This window comes from Novosphingobium profundi (assembly GCF_018491765.1).
GTDB classification, from domain to species: Bacteria; Pseudomonadota; Alphaproteobacteria; order Sphingomonadales; family Sphingomonadaceae; genus Novosphingobium; species Novosphingobium profundi.
Map to the genome: position 1 here is coordinate 1 of NZ_JABWCU010000038.1, position 20,900 is coordinate 20,900.

General features: G+C 62.3%; 24 protein-coding genes and 1 pseudogene. 17 read left to right on the forward strand and 8 right to left on the reverse strand.

Annotated features, from left to right (window positions below):
• Positions 1-297 precede the first annotated feature (297 nt).
• The 3 genes from HT136_RS24780 to HT136_RS24790 all read left to right on the forward strand — a co-directional run bounded on the left by HT136_RS24780 (position 298) and on the right by HT136_RS24790 (position 2,270).
• Positions 298-627: a hypothetical protein gene (locus HT136_RS24780; RefSeq protein WP_214202507.1), complete on the forward strand. Its 330-nt coding sequence runs from the start codon at positions 298-300 to the stop codon at positions 625-627.
• The gene (locus HT136_RS24785; protein ID WP_214202508.1) at positions 618-1,061 is read left to right on the forward strand and encodes a hypothetical protein; all 444 of its coding nucleotides are present in this window, start codon (positions 618-620) and stop codon (positions 1,059-1,061) included. The genes HT136_RS24780 and HT136_RS24785 overlap by 10 nt, the downstream gene beginning before the upstream one ends.
• Before the next feature lie 273 nt (positions 1,062-1,334).
• Complete coding sequence (locus tag HT136_RS24790; protein WP_214202509.1) at positions 1,335-2,270, forward strand: ArdC family protein; 936 nt, start codon at positions 1,335-1,337, stop codon at positions 2,268-2,270.
• A 201-nt stretch (positions 2,271-2,471) separates the two neighbouring features.
• Here HT136_RS24790 and HT136_RS24795 read toward each other — a convergent pair whose 3' ends face one another.
• On the reverse strand, positions 2,472-3,329 hold the full coding sequence (locus HT136_RS24795; protein WP_214202510.1) for a DUF3800 domain-containing protein: 858 nt from the start codon (positions 3,327-3,329) through the stop codon (positions 2,472-2,474).
• Between the two features lie 547 nt (positions 3,330-3,876).
• On the opposite strand from HT136_RS24795, the gene HT136_RS24800 reads away from it, so the two are divergent.
• A complete protein-coding gene (locus tag HT136_RS24800; RefSeq protein WP_214202511.1) occupies positions 3,877-4,068 on the forward strand; it encodes a hypothetical protein in 192 nt (63 codons plus the stop codon).
• A gap of 36 nt (positions 4,069-4,104) precedes the next feature.
• Positions 4,105-5,946, forward strand: coding sequence for a ParB/RepB/Spo0J family partition protein (locus HT136_RS24805; protein ID WP_214202512.1), 1,842 nt, complete (start codon positions 4,105-4,107; stop codon positions 5,944-5,946).
• Between the two features lie 111 nt (positions 5,947-6,057).
• Here HT136_RS24805 and HT136_RS24810 read toward each other — a convergent pair whose 3' ends face one another.
• Complete coding sequence (locus HT136_RS24810) at positions 6,058-6,699, reverse strand: hypothetical protein (RefSeq protein WP_246544411.1); 642 nt, start codon at positions 6,697-6,699, stop codon at positions 6,058-6,060.
• A 273-nt stretch (positions 6,700-6,972) separates the two neighbouring features.
• Here HT136_RS24810 and HT136_RS24815 point away from each other — a divergent pair, with 273 nt between their 5' ends.
• From HT136_RS24815 to HT136_RS24855, 9 genes and pseudogenes are all read left to right on the forward strand, one after another.
• Complete coding sequence (locus tag HT136_RS24815) at positions 6,973-7,359, forward strand: DUF3768 domain-containing protein (RefSeq protein WP_214202513.1); 387 nt, start codon at positions 6,973-6,975, stop codon at positions 7,357-7,359.
• A 128-nt stretch (positions 7,360-7,487) separates the two neighbouring features.
• Entirely contained in the window at positions 7,488-7,745 is a 258-nt protein-coding gene (locus HT136_RS24820) for a hypothetical protein (RefSeq protein WP_214202514.1), read from the forward strand.
• Between the two features lie 2 nt (positions 7,746-7,747).
• Positions 7,748-9,040 (forward strand): Fic/DOC family protein, encoded by a 1,293-nt coding sequence (locus HT136_RS24825; RefSeq protein ID WP_214202515.1) that lies wholly within the window; start codon positions 7,748-7,750, stop codon positions 9,038-9,040.
• Positions 9,041-9,302: 262 nt separating this feature from the next.
• Positions 9,303-10,394, forward strand: coding sequence for an MlaE family ABC transporter permease (locus HT136_RS24830; protein WP_246544413.1), 1,092 nt, complete (start codon positions 9,303-9,305; stop codon positions 10,392-10,394).
• Entirely contained in the window at positions 10,394-11,161 is a 768-nt protein-coding gene (locus tag HT136_RS24835) for an ABC transporter ATP-binding protein (protein WP_214202516.1), read from the forward strand. Before HT136_RS24830 ends, HT136_RS24835 begins: the two co-directional genes overlap by 1 nt.
• Positions 11,162-12,097 (forward strand): MlaD family protein, encoded by a 936-nt coding sequence (locus HT136_RS24840; RefSeq protein ID WP_214202517.1) that lies wholly within the window; start codon positions 11,162-11,164, stop codon positions 12,095-12,097.
• Entirely contained in the window at positions 12,094-12,687 is a 594-nt protein-coding gene (locus HT136_RS24845; protein WP_214202518.1) for an ABC-type transport auxiliary lipoprotein family protein, read from the forward strand. Before HT136_RS24840 ends, HT136_RS24845 begins: the two co-directional genes overlap by 4 nt.
• Before the next feature lie 556 nt (positions 12,688-13,243).
• Positions 13,244-13,474: pseudogene (locus HT136_RS24850) on the forward strand (IS66 family transposase); the annotation flags it as partial.
• A 146-nt stretch (positions 13,475-13,620) separates the two neighbouring features.
• On the forward strand, positions 13,621-13,821 hold the full coding sequence (locus tag HT136_RS24855) for a hypothetical protein (RefSeq protein ID WP_214202519.1): 201 nt from the start codon (positions 13,621-13,623) through the stop codon (positions 13,819-13,821).
• Positions 13,822-13,925: 104 nt separating this feature from the next.
• Here the strand turns inward: HT136_RS24855 and HT136_RS24860 are convergent, their stop codons facing one another.
• The 5 genes from HT136_RS24860 to HT136_RS24880 all read right to left on the reverse strand — a co-directional run bounded on the left by HT136_RS24860 (position 13,926) and on the right by HT136_RS24880 (position 18,429).
• Positions 13,926-14,087 carry a hypothetical protein gene (locus tag HT136_RS24860; protein WP_214202520.1) on the reverse strand — a complete coding sequence of 54 codons (162 nt, stop codon included), beginning with the start codon at positions 14,085-14,087 and terminating at the stop codon, positions 13,926-13,928.
• A gap of 143 nt (positions 14,088-14,230) precedes the next feature.
• Complete coding sequence (locus tag HT136_RS24865; RefSeq protein WP_343222314.1) at positions 14,231-14,908, reverse strand: sigma-70 family RNA polymerase sigma factor; 678 nt, start codon at positions 14,906-14,908, stop codon at positions 14,231-14,233.
• 180 nt (positions 14,909-15,088) lie between these two features.
• On the reverse strand, positions 15,089-16,687 hold the full coding sequence (locus HT136_RS24870; protein ID WP_214202521.1) for an ABC1 kinase family protein: 1,599 nt from the start codon (positions 16,685-16,687) through the stop codon (positions 15,089-15,091).
• On the reverse strand, positions 16,687-17,364 hold the full coding sequence (locus HT136_RS24875; protein WP_214202522.1) for a TetR/AcrR family transcriptional regulator: 678 nt from the start codon (positions 17,362-17,364) through the stop codon (positions 16,687-16,689). Before HT136_RS24875 ends, HT136_RS24870 begins: the two co-directional genes overlap by 1 nt.
• Positions 17,365-17,484: 120 nt before the next feature.
• Entirely contained in the window at positions 17,485-18,429 is a 945-nt protein-coding gene (locus tag HT136_RS24880) for an MlaD family protein (protein WP_214202523.1), read from the reverse strand.
• Between the two features lie 115 nt (positions 18,430-18,544).
• On the opposite strand from HT136_RS24880, the gene HT136_RS24885 reads away from it, so the two are divergent.
• Both HT136_RS24885 and HT136_RS24890 read left to right on the forward strand, forming a co-directional pair.
• Positions 18,545-18,955 carry a PaaI family thioesterase gene (locus HT136_RS24885; protein ID WP_214202524.1) on the forward strand — a complete coding sequence of 137 codons (411 nt, stop codon included), beginning with the start codon at positions 18,545-18,547 and terminating at the stop codon, positions 18,953-18,955.
• A gap of 47 nt (positions 18,956-19,002) precedes the next feature.
• Positions 19,003-19,350, forward strand: a complete 348-nt coding sequence (locus HT136_RS24890) for a PaaI family thioesterase (protein ID WP_214202525.1) — start codon at positions 19,003-19,005, stop codon at positions 19,348-19,350.
• 246 nt (positions 19,351-19,596) lie between these two features.
• On the opposite strand, the gene HT136_RS24895 is transcribed toward HT136_RS24890, so the two are convergent.
• A complete protein-coding gene (locus HT136_RS24895) occupies positions 19,597-20,454 on the reverse strand; it encodes a MipA/OmpV family protein (protein WP_214202526.1) in 858 nt (285 codons plus the stop codon).
• A gap of 111 nt (positions 20,455-20,565) precedes the next feature.
• Between HT136_RS24895 and HT136_RS24900 the strand changes: the two genes are divergently transcribed.
• Positions 20,566-20,808, forward strand: coding sequence for a hypothetical protein (locus HT136_RS24900; RefSeq protein ID WP_214202527.1), 243 nt, complete (start codon positions 20,566-20,568; stop codon positions 20,806-20,808).
• The last annotated feature ends 92 nt before the right edge of the window (positions 20,809-20,900 follow it).

Sequence of the window (20,900 nt, forward strand, 5' to 3'; positions counted from 1 at the left end):
TACCAGCGCACCGCCCATAGGATGACCTCTCCGGTGAAGTGCCGCCCCTTGAAATCGTTCATCGCAACCGATCCTGCCAATCCAGCAGCCCAATCTTGGCGAATGCGCCAGAGTTTGCAACAGAGCCCGATCAAGCAATAGGCCGGGCCTGCCTTCGGCCCGCGCTCTACTGCGCGCCGCTATCGCGGCGCTCCGCGGAACCCCGCCACCGGGTTTCCGCCCATCCGGGTGACGATCGGGCTAGGCCACAGCAGACCGCCCCTGCGGGCGGGCGGCGTTCATCGGGAAACAGCTCCAATGCTTGAACGCGGTTCCCCGGCGGCGATCCTGATCGGCCGTTGGGGCGCGGCGCTGTCGCTGGTCGTCGGCGCGGTCCTGATCGGCCGTGTCCTCCGTAATTACCCCTACCTGCTCCCGAACCGTCTTCCCGGCCTGGTCCTCCACGAGTTGGGGCCGGCGCTGATCCTCGCGCTCGTGATCGGCCCCGCCATTGCCATTACCGATGACGGCAGATCGCGCCCCGGCATCCCGGCGCGGCTCGCGCTGTTCGCGCTCGCCGCCCTGGTCGCCGGAGGCGCCGTCCTCGCCTACGAGTTCAGGGCCGGGCTTGGGGGGCAATGGCTGTGATCGAGCGGCCGCATATGTGCCACATGGCACACCCTGACCTGGATCTCGCAAGGACGTTAGCGGGCAATGCGCGCGGCTTTCTGGGCTATCCGTCGCCTGGGACGATTGATCGCCCCTTACAGGATCGCTTCTATCGGCTCGCTATCGCGCTCGAGCTGGCGCTGAAATGCTATCTCGTCATTCACGGTCATACCGACGAGAGCAACCGCGCTATCGGGCACGACCTGCGGCGTGCCACTACCGCTGCGGAAGCCGAAGGACTTATCCTCGCATCGCCGCTCTGTGCCCTGATCGACGACACGCACCCGTTCTTCATGCAGGGTGGCTTTCATCGGGAGCGGCGGACAGACTGGAACCATGAGCGCGCCGATCGCGCAACGTCCACCCTGGCATCGCTGCTCGATCAATTCGACGCGCTCTCCGGCGCGGCGTGACCCCGTGACGACACGGAGCCGTCCCCCGGACGCCACCGTTCGCGGGGAACACCAAGGGCGGCTGCCCTTTCGTTCCCGAACGACAATCTTACCGCCCGTGTAATCCGCCAAGCGCGGCGCTCGACCCCCTTGCAGGGCGTCGGCCGCGCTAGGGCGGCTCGCCCGCGCCAGCGGCAAAGATTCCCGCTCTCCCTCCCCATCCCGTTCCTCGCCGGAAAGGCAGAGCCGGTTGCTGTTGCGACCGGCTTTCAGCCTCAAAGGAAAGGAAAAATCATGGGACGTATCAACGACAACCGCGCCGACATCTATCAGGAGATCACCGACCAGATGATTGCCATGATCGAGGCAGGCACCCGGCCTTGGTCGAAGTCGTGGAACGGCCGCACCGCGCCGAATATCCCGCTGCGCTCGACCGGCGTGCCCTATCGCGGCATCAATGTCCTGTCTCTGTGGGTCGCCGCCATGACGAAGGGCTTTGCTTCCCCGCATTGGCTAACATTCAAGCAGGCGCTCGCGCTTGGCGGATGCGTCCGCAAGGGCGAAAAGGGCTCGACCGTCGTTTATGCCAACAAGATCGAAGTGGACGCCGACAAGGGCGAACGTGGCAGCGATCAGGGAGGCGAGGACGGCAAGCGTCAGGTGGCGTTTCTCAAGCGATACACCGTCTTCAATGCCGAGCAGATCGACGGCATCGAGGCGAAATATCCTACCCCAGCCCCGATCATCACCGCGACCAATCCCGACGAGCGGGACGCCGAACTGGATGCGCTCTTTGCCCGCGTACCCGTCACGGTGCGTCATCACGGCGCGCAGCCCTATTATCAGCCAAGCGGCGATCATGTCGTCATGCCGGAATTTGCCGACTTCCACACCAGCGATGACTATTATTCGACGCTCGCGCACGAGCTATGTCACGCCAGCGGCCATGTGGATCGGCTCGCCCGTTCGACCCTCATTTCCACGAAGCGCGAAGACTATGCCCGCGAGGAATTGGTGGCCGAGCTTGGGGCCGCGTTCATCAGCGCGACGATCGGAATCAAACTCCACGACCGCGAGGACCATGCCGCCTATCTGGCGAGCTGGCTGGCGGCCCTTCGCAATGACAAAAGGTGTATCTTCACCGCCGCGCGGCTCGCGCAGGATGCTTCCGACTGGCTGTTGAGCCGCATGGCGATCGAGACAGTCTCCGAATTGGATGCGGCGGCGTGATCGCCCTCCATGATCCCGGCCCGATGAGGGCCGGGGCGTGGCGGCGCGCCCAACCAGACCCCGGAAATCGCGCGCCGCTCGCCCGCTGGCGGGCGAGCGGCGCGGCATCTCGTCGAATCTTAATTGAAAATAGGGGCGAATCGATTAAATAGGATCGCGGAGGCTTTGTTCGCGGCGACGCGTGCATTGCCTTCTCTCGTTTCAGGCCAAGGGCCTTGGCCGTAGATCGTTGATCAGCTTCATCCCGTAGATCCGATCGCCCCCTTCCGTCTCCCGTTTGAATTGCAGTCGGTGGACAAGATCCACCAGCGGGCGCAGCTCCTCCCGCGCCGGTGCCGTCATGCGGCGTAGCCGCAGACCCCAACTGATGACGTAAGCCACAATATCAGCCGTCTGGATCAGCGTCGTCAGATCGCTATGCACAAAGAACGGCTCGGGAATGATGAGGCGTGAACGGCTTCGGCCGTTGCGCGTGTTCACGAAATAGCTCGATACCTGACCAAGCAGGATATGCGCGGCGCTGCGGTCCAGCTCGTCGAATACCATATAGCCCATCGGGTCGCCTGGAAGGCCGTTCAGGAAATAATAGAAGCGCTCGAACAGGAAAGCGTAATCCTTGCGCAGCGCGTCACTGCGGTCGGGCCGTGGCGCTTCGCGCGGGACGATCGTTGCAAAGACCCTCGCGCCATGACGCCGCGCCAGATCGAGGCTGAAACGGCAATATTCGATCTTTGCCTGCCCCAAGGCGGTCAGCCGATTGCGCGTCACCGCTGTCCCGTCGATCAGCAATTCGCGCGCGAGCTGGGTTCGCTCGGCATGCTCGAACGCATCGAGCTGCGCCGCATGCTTGAACGTCTTGCGATCAAGGAGCTTCTGCGCCTTGGCTTCCCGGCCATACGCCTCGAACAACCGCATTCCGAAGATATGCTGCTGTGCGTCGGACAGATCGCGGATCAGTGGCCATACCCGCCGATCCTCGATCGCGATGCCCGCAAGCACCTCATAGGGCGAATGGCGCTGATCCTGACCGGACTCATCAATGAACAGGGTCCAACTCATCGTCGCGCGCGCATTCCTCCCCGCATCATGGGGTGGGTAGCCCCGCATCAACGGCTTCGATCGAGAGAACCACGCTCAGTCCGGCAGACGCGGAGCTGACGCTAGAGCGGCAACGATCCCAAGACAACAAATTCGGGCGCGACCCTGCCGGGCACGGCTCTATCGGCGCTGCGCGCCGACCGAGCCACCGTGCCGGCGTCTCGTCCCAGGAGGGTGACGATCCTCGCGTGAGGTGTGCCATGTGGCACACCTAAGGCCGCGCAGGGCGCGGTGCTGGCCTGTTTGCGCCCACGGCCCTCCCCCGGAGGCCCGTCAGGCGCGAGGGAACACCAGGGCTGCTGCCCTTTCGTTCCCGAAGCAAAATCGACAGCCCCGTGTGGTCCGCCAAGCGCGGCACCCGACGCCTTGAAGGCGTCGGCCGCGCTAGGGCGGCCTGCCCGCACCAGGCCATCGATTTTCCTCCTCCCTCCCCGTCCCGCTCCTCGCCGGAGAGGCAACCCCGGTTGCAGCGGCAACCGGCTGCGCCTCGAAAGAAGGAGAAAGGACAATGGCTTACACTCGATACAAGGGCGACCCCTATTGGAAGCGGGCCAAGGTGGACGGGACCGGCGTGGACGGCACCCCCTACGCCAAGGGCGACCGGGTTTTCTTCTATCCCCGATCCGGCGCGACCTACGCGGGCGAAAGCGCCCAGCGCGCATCGGTCGAATTTGACGAACTCGCGAGCCTCGAAGGCTGACCCCTCCCCATCGATACAGATCATAGGAGTTTCATCATGGCTATCATCACCGTCAAGCTGTCGCAGCTTCGCCTTTCCCCCCTCAACAGCCGCCGCGTGAAGCCTTCCGCCATCGACAGCATGGCCGACGACATCGCCGCACATGGCCTGTTGCAGAACCTCGTCGTCTATGAGGAAGATGACCTTTTCTGGGTGTTCGCCGGAGGGCGGCGCTATCGGGCGCTCAAGGAATTGGTGAAGCGCAAGAAGGTCAGCAATAGCGATCTCTTCCCCGTCGAGATGCGGACCAAGGAAGAAGCCATCGAGCTTTCCTATGCCGAAAATGCGGCGCGCGAGGACATGCACCCCGCCGACGCGATCCGCGCGTTCGCAGGGATGCGCGACATCGGCATGGACCCCTCCGATATTGCTGCCCGGTTCGGCTATAGCGAAAGCCATGTTGCCCGGATGCTGCGGCTCTCCGCGCTCAATCCCAAGCTGATCGATATTCTCGCCAAGGATCAGTTGACCATCGACGCGGCCAAGGCGCTCACCCTCACCGGCGACCATGCCGAGCAGATGCGCGTTTTCAAGGCGTCGAACGGTCAGGCCCATACCATCCGCCGGATGCTCACCGAAGAAAAGCTGACGACCCAAAGCGGTGAGTTCCTGTTCGTCGGGCGCGACGCCTATGCCGATCAGGGCGGCACCATCACCCCGGACCTGTTCAGCCAAGGGGACGGCGGTTACGCCGATCAGCCCGAAATCGTGCAGGAACTTGCCGAAGCCAAGCTGGACGCGCTTGCTGCCGACTATCGTGCGATCGGTTGGTTCGAAGTCGGCGCGACCATCAGCCAGCCCTATGACCTCTACAACAAGGGCTATCTCTATCCCGGTGAGCGCGAGCCGTCCGAGACGGAGGCCGCACGGTTGGCGGAACTGGATGCCGAAATGGAAGCGATTGCCGAAGCCGAGGGCGAAGACAGCGACCGCATCGAACCGCTTATGGCGGAACGCGAAGCCATCACCGACGCGCTGCGCTTCTACAATGCCGAGCAGAAGGCCATTGGTGGCGTTGCGCTTTGGATCGAGCGGGACGGCTCGCTTGGCAAGCGCATCTATCGCGCCAAGGCGGAGAAGAAGCCCAAGGCGGGCGGCGCGCAGGGTGGCCCTGCCCCGCTCTATCCCAACAGCCTGTTCGCGGACCTGACCCGCATCAAGACGCAGATCGTGCAGGAAGCGGTTGCGGCCGACCCGGCGCTGGCGCTCGACATCATGCTGGACAGCCTCGCAGGCCAGTTGCTCCACGGCGCACATAGCTATCAGATGGCGATTGAAGTGCAGGCCAAGACCGTCACGACCGATGTGCCCGACGAGCTTATGGCAACCAGCGATGTTCGGCCCGTCGAGGATATGATGGCGACCCGGTTCGCGTCGATCCCCGCGCAGGGCCGCTTCGAGGCGATCCGCGCCATGAGCAGCGAGGACAAGATGGCGTTGCTGGCCGGACTGGTCGCCATGACGGTGGACGGGACGGTGTTTGCGGGCGGTTGCCCCGGTCAGCGGCATCATCAGTTCGAGCAGATCGCCCGTGCAAGCGGTGTGGACGTCGCCGCCCGTTGGAGCGCCCCCATCGCCCTGTTCGACAAGATGCGTCGGGCCGCGCTGATCGACCTGCTGCGCGAGGAATGCGGTGCCCCCAGCGCCGAAAATTGCGCCACCATCAAGAAGAAGAGCGACTTGGCGGTCAATGTATCGGAGCGGCTTCCGGCACACTGGCTCCCCGCGCCCATGCAGATCGGAGCGTTCGATCAGCCCGAGGGCGAGGCGGACGATTTCGATCCCGATATGGACGACGCCGACAGCGAGGCAGAGGATATGACCGACGAAATGGCATGACGAGTGGATGGGGGCCGGTTCCAATCGGCTCCCATCTTTCCGGTTTGCTAGAGCATCCGCATATCGAGCCCATCGCCGGCGCGCCCGCACCGCGATGCGGTGCGGGCGCGCTCACGGCCCTTTCAGGCCCGCGCGCGCCGCCCGCCCACAAGGGACGGGCGGCGCCTTGGCGATTATGCGCAGCGGCGACAGGTCACTGATACGGATAGGGGTGTGCCATGTGGCACACCCTGTTGGCGCTGCGTAGGGCGCGCCGAGAACATCGAGCAGATCGCCCAAGGCGCGGCGGCGATAGGCATTCAACCAGCGCCGGCGCCGATGTTCGGCCGCGTCATGGATCATATGGCATCGCTGACAAAGTGCGGCCAGGTTGCGCGCGGCATTGTCGGTGGGGTCATGATTGAGATGCGCGCAGGCCAGATAGACCCGCGTGATCCGCACGACTGCCGCAAGATCCGCACGCGGCACGCCCACCCGGCGCCCTCTCCCATCACGCCATTGCCGTGCAGCCGCGTCCCACCAGCGCCCATCGCCTAGATGAAATACATGACCGCCATGCGGGCGTCGGCAATGTTCGCAGCGCCCTTTAGCGCGGTCGAACCGGATAAGCCTCGACAGCTCGGGCCAGTCGATCGGGTAGAGCCAGCGATGTTCGGCCATGATCGGCATGACGATTCTATGAGTCAGTCCGAACGAGAACGAAAGCAGAATATCGCGAGTAGCAAACCTCGCTTGCCAAAGGCCGTGCGACATTCGCACCGCGCCTTTGTGCCGGTCGCGATCATCGCGTCGGCGGGGGGAACACCAAGGGCACCCTGCCCTTTCGTTCCCGAACGACAATCTTGCCGCCCGTGTAATCCGCCAAGCCCGGCACCCGACGCCCCTGCAGGTGTCGGCCGCGCTAGGGCGGCTCGCCCGCGCCAGCGGCGAAGATTCTCGCTCTCCCTCCCCATCCCGTTCCTCGCCGGAAAGGCAGGGCCGTGAGGCCCGAGTGGCCTTGCGGCCCATGCCAGCAGGAGGAACGATATGCATATCCCCGAACATCTAGATGCCATCCGTCGACTGAACGACGCGGCGCGGAGCCATCCTGGCACCGCTTCGATTGCCAACGTCACCTTAGGTTTTCAGGCACTCCCCGATGCGGACCGCTTTACGGCTCTGGCGGCGATTGTGAGCTACTCGCAATTCGAGAGCGACAACGACCCTTATGGCGAGCATGATTTCGGTGCGGTTTATCGCCTTGGATCAGGGCAATGGACGCAGGACCGGCCCGGCGACGACAAGGAGATTTGCGAAACCGTTTTCTGGAAGGTCGATTACTACGACGCCAGCCTGACCTATGGCAGTGAAGCGCCGTGGGATGAACAGCAGACAAAGCGGGTGCTGACGATCATGCTCGCGAGCGAATACTGATCGGCCGTCGCGAAACGCCGCGCCCATTCGGGCGCGGCGTGAGACGAGGGGAATGGCGATTTTGGCGAGTGATTTGTTGAGAAATCGCGCTGGAAGGCGTATTGGTTAACCGAAGAAAGGATGACGCGGTGGCTCAGATCGATCTTGAAAAGCTGCGCGAGCGCGTCCGGCAAATGGATTTCGAACGCGGCTCCCCCGAGCAGGTAGCGCTTTGGCGTGAAGATGTAGCGGAGGCGCGCGCCAATCTCGTCATCGAGGACATGACGCCGACCGGCGATGAAGATGCGATGTTCGCGATGATGCTCGACGAAGGCGTGCCACCTCCCCTCATGGCATCGATCATCCTCAGCCTTTATCAGCCCGGAACCCGCCAAATCGCTGCCTGACATTGGCAAGCGATCCCTACATCTATCCCGGCACCGAGACGCTTCGGAACAAGCTGGGGATCACCGATGATAAAATGCTCACCGAGGCCGAGCGGCGCTTGATGCTGGCGCGCGGGGCTGAGGCTGCGCGCCTGACGTTTCCGGCGACCGCTGAGGGCTATCGCGCGCTTCACAAGCATCTGTTTCAAGACCTCTACGATTGGGCGGGCCAGGACCGCACGGTGAACATAGCCAAGGGAGGATCGAGTTTTGCCGCCGTCCCTTACCTTGCGCGCGAACTCGACAAGCGGTTCGGGGACGTAGGCCAGCAGAATAGCTTTCGAGGCCTTCCGCGAGATGAGTTTTTCGACCGGCTTGGCAATCACATCAACGAGATCAACGCCATCCATCCCTTCCGCGAAGGCAATGGGCGCACGATGCGCCATCATGCGGCGCAGATCGCGCGCGAGGCGGGGCATCCGATCCGCGTCGCCGCGATCGACAAGGATAAATGGATGGAGGCGTCCCGCCACGGCTTCCTGACGGGCGATCATCGCGGCATGGCCGCCGTCCTCGCGGCCGCAGCAGTACGGCGCGACCTCGCGCCCGAAGCGCGCATCGGTCCCGCCGGGATCGCGATGCTCCCCAAGCGGGCGCCGCCCGAGGGGCAACGCTACCGCTTGACGCTGACCAAGGTGCGCGAGGAACTGGATCGCTATCTGCCCGCAGCGCGCCAGCAGGCGGCCGAGCGGCTGCGTGGCCTCATCAACGATGATGGGTCGTCGGCCGCTATCGCGAGCGCACGCACCGAGCTTGCCTATGTTCGCCACGCCAAGGGGCCGGTCTATCAATCGCACCTTCTGACCTACCTAGGGGTGCGGCAGGTCGATGCCATTATAAGCCCGCAGCAGACGCCGCTAGAGCGTGTGCGGGAGATTGGGGCCGCGCTTGGTATCCAGATCAATTCCCAACAGCAGGCGCAGCTACAGCGGGCGGTCCGAGCCTTGGAAAAGCCGGTTCTCCCGCCGGGGCATGCACCGGGCCAGGAACGGCTCGCCGCGGCATTTCTGAAGAACACTGCCGAGATGAATCACGCCGATCCTCGCCTTGCGCCGGCGCAGGCGATCGTCGATGCCGCCATGCAGACCGCGCGCGAGCGGGGCGAGAGCGCACGCATGGTCGGGACGATCGGAGAGTCGACCCGCCAGCTCGTCGCTGACCGGATCAAGTCGGGAGGCTCGCTGGACGCGGAAATAGGAAGCGCGGCGCCGCCGACGCAATCGCCGGCGCCGCGCGACAAAGATCGTAGCCGCTGACAGTGTTGAGGGCCGCAACAAGATCTGCAGCGTCACATGCTTGCACTGCATCTCGCGATGGAGCCGGGGCCAGTCGGGCTTCGGGGTACCGCCGATAGCCGGTCTTGTTGCCCGCTTCGCGGTTTAGCGCCAGCGCGCCGTCGCTCATCCCGTGCGGCAGCGGCCAGCTCAGCCCGGCCCCCCGTGCAGTGCGAACTCCCTATTGCATAGGCTCTCGCAATAAGTATACCGTACCGTACCGTAAACGGCTATAGGTGCCATTTTGCCTGTCTCTGAACCAGCCGTTCTTACCGAAAACAACGCAACGAAAATTTCGGGCGATTGGTTGGCCACTACGGTTCAATCGGTAGAAGAAAACGCCAATGGCCATGCGCTGGCAGCAGTTGATCAGATCGACTGGAGCCAATTAGGGCGGGTAGACAGTGCTGGCGCATTTGCGCTCCTTCATGCGCTTGGTGTCAGAGATTTAGGGGACAACGTCCCAGAGCAGCTTCGGCGTGTCTTAGACATCGTTGCCCCAGCGATGCAGGAACATGCGACTAAAAAGCCCAGGAAGTCCTACGGTTTTTTCACAGGCTTGGGCCGCAAAGTGGTTACAGCGCTGGGCGAGCTATATGGTAATATCGTGTTCCTGGGCCGCTCTGAGGTGGGCGTTGGAAGAGCGGTTATCAACCCTCGCAGGTTACGCGTACGAGCGCTAGTCAGCGTGATGCAGCAGGGAAGTCTCGAGGCGCTGCCAATCATCATGACGATGACATTCTTCATCGGGGCAGTGGTCGCATTGGTCGGCACGAACCTATTGCAGAACTTGGGCGCATCGGTCTTTACCGTTCAACTCGTTGGGGTGTCGGTATTGCGCGAGTTTGGGGTGCTAATACCGGCAATTCTTCTGGCTGGCCGATCGACGTCTACATTCGCTGCTCAAATCGGCGCTATGCGAATGAACCAAGAAACAGATGCAATGGTGGTCATGGGTGTCGATCTCACAGAGGCGCTTGTAACCCCACGCGTGCTGGCGATGATCATTACTCTCCCGCTATTATCAGTCGCAGCGATGATTGCCGGCATTCTTGGTGGCCTGCTTGTGAGCTGGGCTTCTTTGGATATTTCACCAGTGTTTTTCGTAGAGCGTCTTCGGCAGACGGTGGACCTCCAGCATTTCTGGCTTGGTCTGATCAAGACACCTGTAATGGCCATCATCATTGCACTCACTGGCTGCCGCCAAGGAATGGCCGTACGGGGCGACGTCGAGGTATTGGGTAGAAACGTCACGACCGCAGTCGTGCAGGCATTGTTCGCTATCATTCTTCTCGATGCGGCTTTCGCCCTCGTTTTCATGAAACTGGACCTGTGATGGCCGAGCGGGAAAGGGTGATCGAGGTACGCGACCTTAAAACAGCGTTCGGTAAAACGGTAATCCACGAAGATTTAGACCTCGACGTCTATCGCGGGGAGATTCTGGGAATAGTTGGTGCTTCGGGCGGAGGAAAGTCCGTTTTGCTCAATACGATGTTGGGATTACAGCGACCGATTTCTGGATCGGTAGTAGTAGGCGGTCAGGACATCTTCAATAATCCTGATCGAAAATGGCTTGCATCAAACATGGGCGTGATGTTTCAAAACGGCGCGCTATTTTCATCCCTGACGCTTCAGGAGAATGTCGAAGCGCCGTTTCTTGAACATACCGAGATCCGAGGCGAATTTCTAAGCCGATTGGCCCAGATGAAAATCTCTTTGGTCGGGCTTGCTAATGATGCCGCATATAAGCGGCCGGCAGAACTTTCAGGCGGCATGAAGAAACGCGCCGGCGTTGCACGTGCACTAGCGCTCGACCCGAAGCTTCTTTTTCTAGATGAGCCAACGGCAGGCCTGGATCCCCTCGCTGCTGCAGAATTTGACGACTTGATCGTATCGCTGCGTGATGCCTTGGAGTTGACTGTCGTCATGGTCACCCACGACCTGGACAGCCTGTTTCAAATCTCTGATCGAGTAGCAGTTCTGGCGGACAAAAAAATCGTCGCGTCTGACGCAGTCGAAAAACTACGTGATTCTGAAGACGAATGGACACGCTCTTATTTCCAAAGCCGAAGAGCACGGCGATTCAACTCGGGTGGCAACTAAATGGAGAGACATGCCAATTACGCTCTAGTAGGTAGTTTGACAGTTGGTCTGCTGGTCGCAGCGATCGTCTTCATTCTCTGGCTAGGTAATGACCAATTTGGTAAAGGCTTCGACCATTATCGAGCTGTTTTTGACGGACCTGTGCGCGGCCTAACCGAAGGTAGCGAAGTTGACTTTAATGGCATCAAGGTCGGGGAGATCACAAAGCTTCGTGTAGATCCATCAAACTCTCGCCGCGTGATTATCGATGTGAAGGTCGAAGAGGATACGCCGATAAGGGTAGATACATTTGCCTCAAAAGAGTCCCAAGGTGTGACAGGGGTCAGCATTATCCAGTTAACTCCTGGTTCGCCTACAAGGCCACTGCTTCGCGATGCGTCGCGTGAGCAGCCCCCGATAATAAGAGCGAAGCCCGGATCGTTGGATTCGGTGCTGGAGGCGGGAGGGCAGACCCTCGCTAAGGTTTCTGAATCATTCGATCGGGTCAATCGGGTACTTTCTGACCGAAATATCGCAAAGGTCGATGGCATGCTCGCTGACATCAGATCAGTGACGGCAGAACTTAACAGTCGAAAGGCAATGTTTGCGGATGCTCAAAATGCAATCCGTCGCCTTGATTCAGCGTCGGGTGACATCGAGCAGGCTGCGGCGGCTGCGAGAACCGCTATTCAGGGCGATGGTACGCAAGCCTTTGCAGACATCCGAGAAGCGGCCGCGAATGCGAAGAGCGCGACGAACGATGCTCGGGCTTTTATAGCTAAGTTGAACGCGAGTGCAGAAGGTCTTGAGGGGCCAGAAGGTAATCGCGTGGCGGGGGCTCTACGTGGGCTGGAAAAGGCTGCCGAGTCACTTGATCGACTTACCCGACAAATACAGCAAGATCCCCGCTCTGTTCTCGGAAGGGGGAAAGCGCGAGAAATGGAGCTGCCAAAGTGAAAAATACGTTGAAAATCTCTTCAGCGCTCCTCTTAGTCTCGCTGTCGGGCTGTGTTGGTGGGCTTCTGGGCGGAGGTAAGCCTGCGGACCTATATTCCTTTCGCAGTGAGCCCCCGCAAAGGCAGCCTGATGCCAATGCACGGGTTGTTGCTGTCCGCCAATTCTCATTTCCGAATAATCTACGGCCTGACAGCATTGAAACCAATGCCAACTCGCGGGTTGCTGCTCTCGCAAAAGCACGTTGGTCCCAACCCGTCCCGGAGATGTTCCGTCTAGCTCTGATTGACCAGCTGGAGCAGTCTTCCCGAACGCGAGTTGCGCGAAGCGACTTCCAAAAACCGGCGGACATCATGTCGGCGGAAATTTCGCAGTTCACGGCCACCTTTGATCAGGGACTGAAGGCTCCCCCATTGATCACTATTGTCGTGCGCGCAGAGGTTGCAAGCGGGGCAGCACGTGATGTGGCAGTGCGGTCCTTCGAATCTCGAACAAGAGCCACTGATGCTACAGTGACGTCCATCGTTGCAGCTTACCGTGCCGGTGTCTCCAATATCACACAAGAGATTACCCTGTGGTACAGGAATATCTGAATTTTATCATAGTAGATAGGGACAGATATGAGGAAAGTTTCAGCTGCCTTTACAATCTTGGTACTGACTTTTGCGTCTGCCGGCGCGGCTCAGGAGGGACACAAGGAATCCAAAAATACCGGACCGGATTCAGTTCGATCTATTGCCTCCCAACCAGCTAAAGACGTTGGAGCGGTAAAGCAGGATATCCCACCCGTTCTCTTAAGCGCTTCTTCTAACCCATACGATCGGGCATCGACCCGGACCTGCAACGAGATAAAGCGTAATATCGCTGAGTTGGACGATGTTCTCGGACCGGATTTCGATGTAGGAGCGGACCGTAACGAAAATCGTCTTGGTAAAGTAGCGGAAGCTGGTGGAAAGACGATTGTCAACTCGATCATACCCTTTCGTGGCTTGGTGAGGGAAATAACAGGCGCAGCCCCAGCGCAACGTCGCCTGAATACCGCAATCGATGCGGGGTTTGCGCGGCGGGGCTTTTTACGGGGAGCCGCCATATCCCGAGGCTGTCGTCTCTGATGAGCTCACGGCAACAAGCTCAGCATTAAAAGGTGGGTTAGAGGACGAGATACGAGGCGCGCCGCCAGATGTCCGGGAGCGATGCCGGCAGGAGCGCAGCCGTCCACAGATCGAGGACCTGCGCGTCGCGATCGACAATGCCCTTCGCCGCCTGTCGCCCAAATCGGCGATGGCCCAGGCGCTCGCTTATGGCCGCCGGCGCTGGGAGGCGCTCACCCGCTTCCTCGACGAGGGCACGGCCGAGATCGACAACAACATCGCCGAGCGGTAAGCGGTGTCTGAAGGCCGCATCTGCCACGTAGCGCGCTAAGCGAGGAGCTGTGGCTTCACGCGGTATATCGGGACGCGGCCCATCCGATGATTGCGCCGCCGATGATGCCACTGGCCAGGATGGGGACGTAGGATTTGGTGATAATGGCGTCTGGTAAGCTGATCAGCAATCCGACCAACACACCGACGGCAACAGGGGGGGATTGGCATCCTTATAAGCGGGATCAGAAATCCGATTGCAAAACGGCTGCAGAAAGCCGCGATGAGAGCGGCCTTCTTGTCCGGGAAGTCCATCGGCAGCATGAGGGCAACGTCAACGCAGCCGAAGAGGACGCCCGCTATTAATCCCACCAGGATCGGATTCATCGCTAGCTCCCTTCGCACGCGATCGTAGCGGACAGCTTACATGATCGTTTGACGCCCGCAATGAGCGGTTTTGCTGCGAGGTATCAGGCGGCTTGCGCGATCATCGGATCGCCAGGCTGCCAAGCCCACGGCATCAACTCATCCCAGCGCGATGCCGGCCAGAAGCACCATCGGCCGCCAACCTGAAAGGGATCGTCGAACGGCTCGACACGGTGCGCGACATCGGGATCGTGGCCATCGGGCACGACGCATCCATGCCGCCCGCTATGCCGTCATCGCGCGAACCGCCGGCATCGCCATCGTGCTATCACCAACTCGTGGCGCTACGGCAGTCCATCGCAGGTCTAAACGGAGGGGACACAAATGGGATCAGGCGGATCCCAAGAAGTCATCCGACGGCGCAGCGAGCGGCCGCACGCTTCGCGCGCCAGCTTCGCAGCAGTTCGATCTGTTTTGAGTGTGCATCATCAACGGGCGAAGGTTCATACCGAGGGGGCGAATCGACCGACAGGATCCGGGATGCTGTTCCCTTGGCTGGTACGCTGTTCGTTTGATCCAAGAGTGCGCGCAGCATCTGCCGCCCTCTCACCACGCGGCTTTTGATCGTGCCGACGGGAACCCGCTCGATTGTGGCCGCCTCCTCGTAGCTTAGCCCCTCGATCCCGATGAATCGAATGCACCGCTGCTGCTCAGGCGTCAGGCGCGGCCACACGCGGCGGACATCGCTCAACGTCACGACCGATTCCTGATTTGACGCCACCGGAACATCGATGAGTTCGGCGGTCTCGCCCGCTTGTCCTGCGCCTCGACGACGCACCTGTGACAGAAAGGAGTTGTGGAGGATACGGAAGGTCCAAGCCTTCAAATTCGTACCGGGCTCGAACGACGCGCGGCTGCGCCAGGCTTTCAGCAAGGTTTCCTGAACAAGGTCCTGTGCAGTATCGGGGTTTCTGGCCAGCGATCGCGCGTAGCTCGCCAGCCTGGGCATCAGGTCGCTCAGTGCAGCACCGAAGTCACGCCACTCCTCAGTCGGTACATGCAGTTCGTGATCCGGTTGTTCCGACACGCAAAAGCCCTTGCTCGATCGAACCAGGGGTGCCGATTATACACCGACTGGTTTACTTGTTCGGGAACGCCGCCTCCTTTGGATTGTTCCACTCCTCAGCGATGAAGCCCGATAGGCGAACGAGCGCGCGATAGGGCAAGGGTGGGGAATCGGGTATGCGGAAGGTTGGGCAGCAGGAAGTCAGCGCCTCTGCCTGCTCGAAAACCAAGCCCAGCCTGCAGGCAGCACCGCAGACGCCATCAACATTGCGCCGACAACATCATGGTCGCGCTGAAGGATCGCGCCAGCGACCAGCAGGCCGGCCGACAGGACGTTGGGATCGGCGCGCCGGGGCGATGCCGGAGTTGAGGAAACCGCGCCTCCCTGCAATTCGATCGGCAGCGCGCCCGACCGCGCAACCCGCTCGGCGAAGGCCACCAGCTCGGGCGAGGCGGCGGCCAGACGGCCAAGGCTCGTGGCCAGCCGGCGTCCGCCCCGCTTGAGGCCGGCGGGGCCGATCCGCTCCCGCAACAGTTCGCGCGCGATCGGTGCGGCGCGCGCCGCGATGTCGAAGCCGGGATCGAGCCGTCGCACGAAACCTTCGGCGATCAGCAGGGTGCGCAGCAGCAGGGCGAGGTCGGGTGGCAGCGCCAGGCGGTAGGTGCGCAGCAGCGCGAACACGCGTCCGAAGATGTCCGCCAGCTCGATCTGCCGGAGTACTGCCCCGCGGAACTGGCCGATCAGCGCGTCGAGGTCGCGGGTCAGCGCCTGGCGATCGACGTCGGTTTCGCCCGACCATTGAAGCAGCACGTCCGTCACCGATCGCGTGTCCTCGCTCGCGATGGCAAGGACGAGCGTGACAACCTCGTTCCGCCGGGCGGGACTGAGCACGCCGACCGCGCCAAAGTCGATGAACGCCAGCGACCCATCGGCCAGGACGAAGACGTTGCCGGGATGGGGGTCCGCGTGGAACCGGCCGTTGAAGATGATCATCCGCAGCACCGCATCGGCGTATCTGCTGGCGACGTCCGCACCGCCCTCACCCGCCCCGTCGAGGATCGCGCGGACCGGCATGCCGTTAAGCCGCTCCTGCACGTTCATCCGGCGGCCGACCTGATCCCAGTAGAAGGCGGGCGTGCGAACGCCGAGCGGCTGCAGGAAGGCGCCGATGCTCTCGCAGGCTGCTGCTTCGGCGCTGAGGTCCATTTCCTGCGACAGGCTCTCCGCGAAGAACCGGAGCAGGTCGTCGGGCTTGAGGCGGCGAATCTCCGGTGAGTGCCTCGCCGCGAGCCGCGCGACGCGGCGGAGCAGCTTCAGGTCGGCATCGACGCGTTCCGCGATCCCCGGCCGGCGCACCTTGACCACTACCTCGGTTCCGTCGAGCAGGGTGGCACCATGAACCTGCGCGATCGAGGCCGCGGCGATCGGCTCGCGGTCGAAGCTCGCGAACACGTCCGCGATCGGGGAGCCAAGCGCGGTCAGGATCGTCGACTCCAGCGCCTCGAACGGCAGCGGGGTAACCCGGTCCTGCAGCATCGACAGCGCGCGCACCCATTCCGGCCCGAGCAGGTCTTCACGGGTCGCGAGCACCTGCCCCAGCTTGACCGCGACAGGTCCAAGGTCCCGCAGCAGCGCGACGACCCGCTCGGGCGTACCGACGTCCACCGGCTGCTCCGAGCGACCGGGCAGCAGACCCAAGCGCGAGGCGAGCCCGTTCAGGCCGTGGCGCCCCATGATCTGGATAAGCTCGGCCAGGCGCGCGCGCTCACCGATCTGAGGCTCGTCGTCCGTGGTGGGCATCACGCGCTGCAATCATCCCCCTGCCGCGGGCGGCAGCCATCAAGAAACAGGTCGATACCGCGTGTGACACGATCGCGCGCCGCCTCGTCATACGCTGGCGGAGACAACCCCAGCGCTGCACGGCGCATGGGGGCGACCACGACGAGCGTGACGAACTGCTCGGCAGCAAATACTGGGTCGGCCAGCGAAAGCTCTCCCTTGGCATTGGCATGGGCGAGAATCGATGCCACCCACTGGACGGCCCGCTGGTAACCGAAATCGTGGATGTTCGCCGCAAGCGCGGGAAAGCGCACGGCTTGCGCGATGACGACACGTTCCATGGAAGCGATCCGGGGCGTCAGGAGCCACTCGAGCAGGCGATCGGCGATCACGCGCAGTCGCGGGCCGATGTCGGGTTCATCACTGCCGGAGGGTTCGAGCGCGCGCAGCTGCGTGTCGATCTCGTCGAGGATCACCGCCTCAAACACGCGCGCCTTGCTGCCGAAGCGCGCGTACAGGGTCCGCTTGGAGATGCGCGCCTGTTCGGCGATCATGTCGGCACTGGCGCCGTCGAACCCGTGTTCGAAGAACAGTTCGCGGGCGCTCTTGAGGATGTGTGAGGTCAGGCGGAGCGCGGCCTCAGTCGTCGGTCTGCCCATCTTCCTTGGGCGCCGCCCCTTTCTATCTTCATCGCTCATCTCGTTCTCCTGGATCGAGGATAGCGCGATCCGGACCGGTTGACGAGAAATCACGCCGGGACGGCCGGCCGCCTGCCATCCCGAGCTCAGCCCAGGACTGTCCTATCGTCTCGCGGTCGATCACTGCCGTGACCCCGGCTTGTAGGTCGGGAGGGACGGAGCACCCACTCCCAGCCCCTCCTGATCGATGCGAACGGCCGTATCCCTGACAGCACCGACCTTGTTCCTTGCTGAACGAATGGTCTCACGCAGTTGGGCCTGTTTGGCAGTCGCGCTGCGGATCGTGGGCCGAACCGCCTCTACGCGCGCCGTAAATTGCTCAGCTCCGTCTCGAGCGTTCAGCAACGTGCGGTTCGCTTTCGCGAGAACGGTCGCGCGACGTTCGTCCAGGACAGCTCTCAACCGTTGTGCGCTGTCGCCGGATCGTTGCAAGGCGTTCCCTACGGCCACGACGCGACCGCGCGCGCCGGAAAGCTTATCGGACGCCCCTCCGGCCCTGTCTGCCCAACCGGCGGAACTCTCCGCGAGCGCCGCCAGCCGATCGCTGGCCCGCTGCTGCTGAGCGGCGCCGAGGTTGCGCGTGACAGAGTCCACGGTGCGGCTGATCTTCTCGACCAGTGCAACGGGGTCCCCTCCGCCGCTAAGGAGCCCGCCTTCCTTGGCGGGGATGACGGGAAGCTCCCCGTCGTTCGCCGCAACGATCGGGGGCGCACCAGACCGGGCGCCATCGAGGCTGATGTTCGCGGTTCCGGTAAGTGCCGATCGTGCGAGCGACGCTTTCACGCCTGCGACGACGGGGATTCGAGGCTCGAGGCTGACGGTCACGAGAACCGCTGACGGGTCCTCCTTGTCGAACCGTATCGACGTGACATGGCCGGCCGGAACGCCCGAGAAGGTCACCGGCGACCCCTTCTCCAGACCGGCAACGCTTCCAGTAAAGCGGATCAGATAGGGATTTCCGTCTCCATCGCGCGCATCGAACAACCACAGCGTGAAGATCAGGAGCGTGCCCAGCAGAAAGCCGGTCACCACGAGCACCAGAAATTTGTTCGACCGCGTTTCCATGGACGACGAACAGGATAGGTCGAGGTTCGAGAATGTAAACCGTACTGTTCCTTTGATAATCTCTTGATGTGCCGGGGCGACCAGGTGGAGACTACCGCTCGAGAGGAGCTAGCGCATGGGCGAGGATTGGATGCTGCAACCGGCCGGGATTCCGTGGAGCAACTGGCTCGCGATCGAGCTGATCTCGGCGGGTGACGGGTTAAGCTCGATGAGGATCGCCTGGCGTCAGGATCTGGCCGACGACGACGAGGTGCTTGCCTCCGGTGTCCTGACGAGCCTCATCGATCAGGCATGCGGCGTGGCGGTGATGTCCCGGCTGGGCAAGCGGCTGGCGATCTCGACGCTAAACCTGAAGGTGGACCACATCCGTCCCATTGCGACGCGATGTGCTGCAACGGCATGGGCGCACTGCTACGACGCAACCGACCATCTGGCGTTCGTCCGTACCGAGGTCTGGGACACCGACCCCTCCCATCTGACCGCGACAGCCCAGGGCGTGTTCTCGATCAACCGGGTCGCGCTGTGACGCCGGATCGCCCGCCGGCATGCCCGACGCCGGGCAGCTTCGCCCAGATGCTCGACGCCATGATGACGGAACGCGAGGGCCGTTTCGTGCTTGAGCCCGCAGGCGACCTGATCGGCAATCCGATGCTGCCCGCACTTCACGGTGGCGCGATCACCTCGTTCCTGGAGCTGTCGGCGGGGTTGACCCTGCTGCGCACGCTGGCTCTCTCGCGGCCTCCGCGGTTGATCAGCACCCATCTTCAGTTCTTCTCGGCGGCACGGCAGGCACCCCTGCGCACCGCCCCGGCGATCAGACGCGTCGGGCGACGCGTCGCGGCGATGGAGGCTGAAGCGTTCCAAGAGGGCAGAGCAGAGCCCGTCTGCACCGCGCAGTTTGAATTCGCCCTAGTTGCTTGAGGCCTTCAGGCGGCGGAAACCGAAAACACCAGCTTCTTCAGCCAGTCGATTGCTCCATCGGCCCGCCGGTCGTGCGTGGCCATGCTGAGCTGGATGGCGGGATTTGGGGTATTCTCCAGGTTCGCGAAACCGAACGGCTTTTCAGCCCGCGCTGTTCACTCTGGTGAAAGCGCGAGCGGCTATATCTGACCGTCACTCGCCTGTATGTGGCGGCCGCCGGGTGCTGGACCGCCCCCCCCCGGCGATCTAGAAGGTGTAGGTCAGCCCGACCGCGGCGGCGAGCTGGTCAGCATCGCCCACGTCGCTGACTATAGGGCTGCGCTTGTACTTGCCCAGCATGCGACCATAGAGCACGCCGGCCCCGAGTCCGAAGCCGCGACGGAGGTCGCCACTCAGGCTTTGCAGGATGAAGGCGGACAGGTTGTACCGCTTCCAACCGCTGTCATTGATAGAATAGGTCCGCAAGCCGCTAGCGAGCGACCCTGCGGGCGTGACCGCGAAGTAGGTGCGGCCGTAGCCCTTCCCCACATAGTCCGCCGAAGCTCCGACCGAAACAAGCGTGCGGGTGGACAGCGGCGTCGCGTAGTTGATCTGCGGCGTCACGACGTAGCTGTCGTGAACGTCCGACAGGTCGTGGACATAGGCCACGCGGACGGTCAGCGTGTCGTAATCGCTGGTGATCACGCCCGTCCGGCTGATCCCGACATAGCCGCCGGCTTCCCACGCGGTGTCGATCTTGCCGAGTGCACGCACTTGGAGGTTGTCGACCTTGTTGGTCCGGTCAAGCCGCGCCGCGCCGATCACGCCAAGCTCGACGTTGGTACCTGGTCCCGAGCGGCTCGGAATCAGGTTCACATACAGTTGAGTGCCGCGCGTGAAGAAGTCATGGTCGGCAACCTTGCCGATCAGAACCACTCCGGGGGTGATGTTGTTCTTGTCGGCCCCTTCATAGTCAGGCAGCGTGGCCGCGCCCACGCCGATCGTTAGGCGGGAACGATCGGGGGCGCCGGTGTCCTCCGACTGCGCGCGTGCCGGCACGGCCGAGGCCAGGCCGAATGCAAAGGCCGCCGCGGTTCCAAGGGATGTCAAACCTTGCACTTTCATCAGAAATCGTGGGCCTCCCTGCCCCTGTTCGGTTCTTTGTGAGAACACGGTGGAAACGCTCAGACGAAGCGTCTATGATACGAAACGGTTTACATATTACAAGGTTGCAGAGTGGCTGACGCGCAGACCGAGTGCGGCGAGCATGGGTCCGACAGGCAGGGATCGGACGAGCGCAGCCGGGATGGGTCTCGATCCGATCAAGGGGGCGACGACCGGAAGGACGAGGACGGCAAGAAGGACAACAAGCCCGGGCTTCTCGAGCGTTATCCGATCATCCGCTACGTCCTGATCGGAGCCCTGATCCTCGGGATTGTCGCGGCGGCTCTGTTGCAAAGATTGTCCGCGAGCGAGTGAGATCCGCCGCTTCATGGCAATCAGGCGGCCGCGACCAAGTGTTGGTTGAGTAGTTCCATGGTCTCGGTCAGCGCTGACGGTCCAATGCCGAA

What these genes read in the sequence shown, in the direction of transcription:
- HT136_RS24895 (WP_214202526.1), bottom strand. Translation starts at nt 20,454, where the DNA reads ATGAAAGTGCAAGGTTTGACATCCCTTGGAACCGCGGCGGCCTTTGCA.
- HT136_RS24855 (WP_214202519.1), top strand. Translation starts at nt 13,621, where the DNA reads ATGGCGTCTGGTAAGCTGATCAGCAATCCGACCAACACACCGACGGCA.
- HT136_RS24840 (WP_214202517.1), top strand. Translation starts at nt 11,162, where the DNA reads ATGGAGAGACATGCCAATTACGCTCTAGTAGGTAGTTTGACAGTTGGT.
- HT136_RS24880 (WP_214202523.1), bottom strand. Translation starts at nt 18,429, where the DNA reads ATGGAAACGCGGTCGAACAAATTTCTGGTGCTCGTGGTGACCGGCTTT.
- HT136_RS24780 (WP_214202507.1), top strand. Translation starts at nt 298, where the DNA reads ATGCTTGAACGCGGTTCCCCGGCGGCGATCCTGATCGGCCGTTGGGGC.
- HT136_RS24815 (WP_214202513.1), top strand. Translation starts at nt 6,973, where the DNA reads ATGCATATCCCCGAACATCTAGATGCCATCCGTCGACTGAACGACGCG.
- HT136_RS24805 (WP_214202512.1), top strand. Translation starts at nt 4,105, where the DNA reads ATGGCTATCATCACCGTCAAGCTGTCGCAGCTTCGCCTTTCCCCCCTC.
- HT136_RS24870 (WP_214202521.1), bottom strand. Translation starts at nt 16,687, where the DNA reads ATGCCCACCACGGACGACGAGCCTCAGATCGGTGAGCGCGCGCGCCTG.
- HT136_RS24785 (WP_214202508.1), top strand. Translation starts at nt 618, where the DNA reads ATGGCTGTGATCGAGCGGCCGCATATGTGCCACATGGCACACCCTGAC.
- HT136_RS24790 (WP_214202509.1), top strand. Translation starts at nt 1,335, where the DNA reads ATGGGACGTATCAACGACAACCGCGCCGACATCTATCAGGAGATCACC.
- HT136_RS24795 (WP_214202510.1), bottom strand. Translation starts at nt 3,329, where the DNA reads ATGAGTTGGACCCTGTTCATTGATGAGTCCGGTCAGGATCAGCGCCAT.
- HT136_RS24810 (WP_246544411.1), bottom strand. Translation starts at nt 6,699, where the DNA reads ATGTCGCACGGCCTTTGGCAAGCGAGGTTTGCTACTCGCGATATTCTG.
- HT136_RS24835 (WP_214202516.1), top strand. Translation starts at nt 10,394, where the DNA reads ATGGCCGAGCGGGAAAGGGTGATCGAGGTACGCGACCTTAAAACAGCG.
- HT136_RS24885 (WP_214202524.1), top strand. Translation starts at nt 18,545, where the DNA reads ATGGGCGAGGATTGGATGCTGCAACCGGCCGGGATTCCGTGGAGCAAC.
- HT136_RS24800 (WP_214202511.1), top strand. Translation starts at nt 3,877, where the DNA reads ATGGCTTACACTCGATACAAGGGCGACCCCTATTGGAAGCGGGCCAAG.
- HT136_RS24890 (WP_214202525.1), top strand. Translation starts at nt 19,003, where the DNA reads ATGCTCGACGCCATGATGACGGAACGCGAGGGCCGTTTCGTGCTTGAG.
- HT136_RS24875 (WP_214202522.1), bottom strand. Translation starts at nt 17,364, where the DNA reads ATGAGCGATGAAGATAGAAAGGGGCGGCGCCCAAGGAAGATGGGCAGA.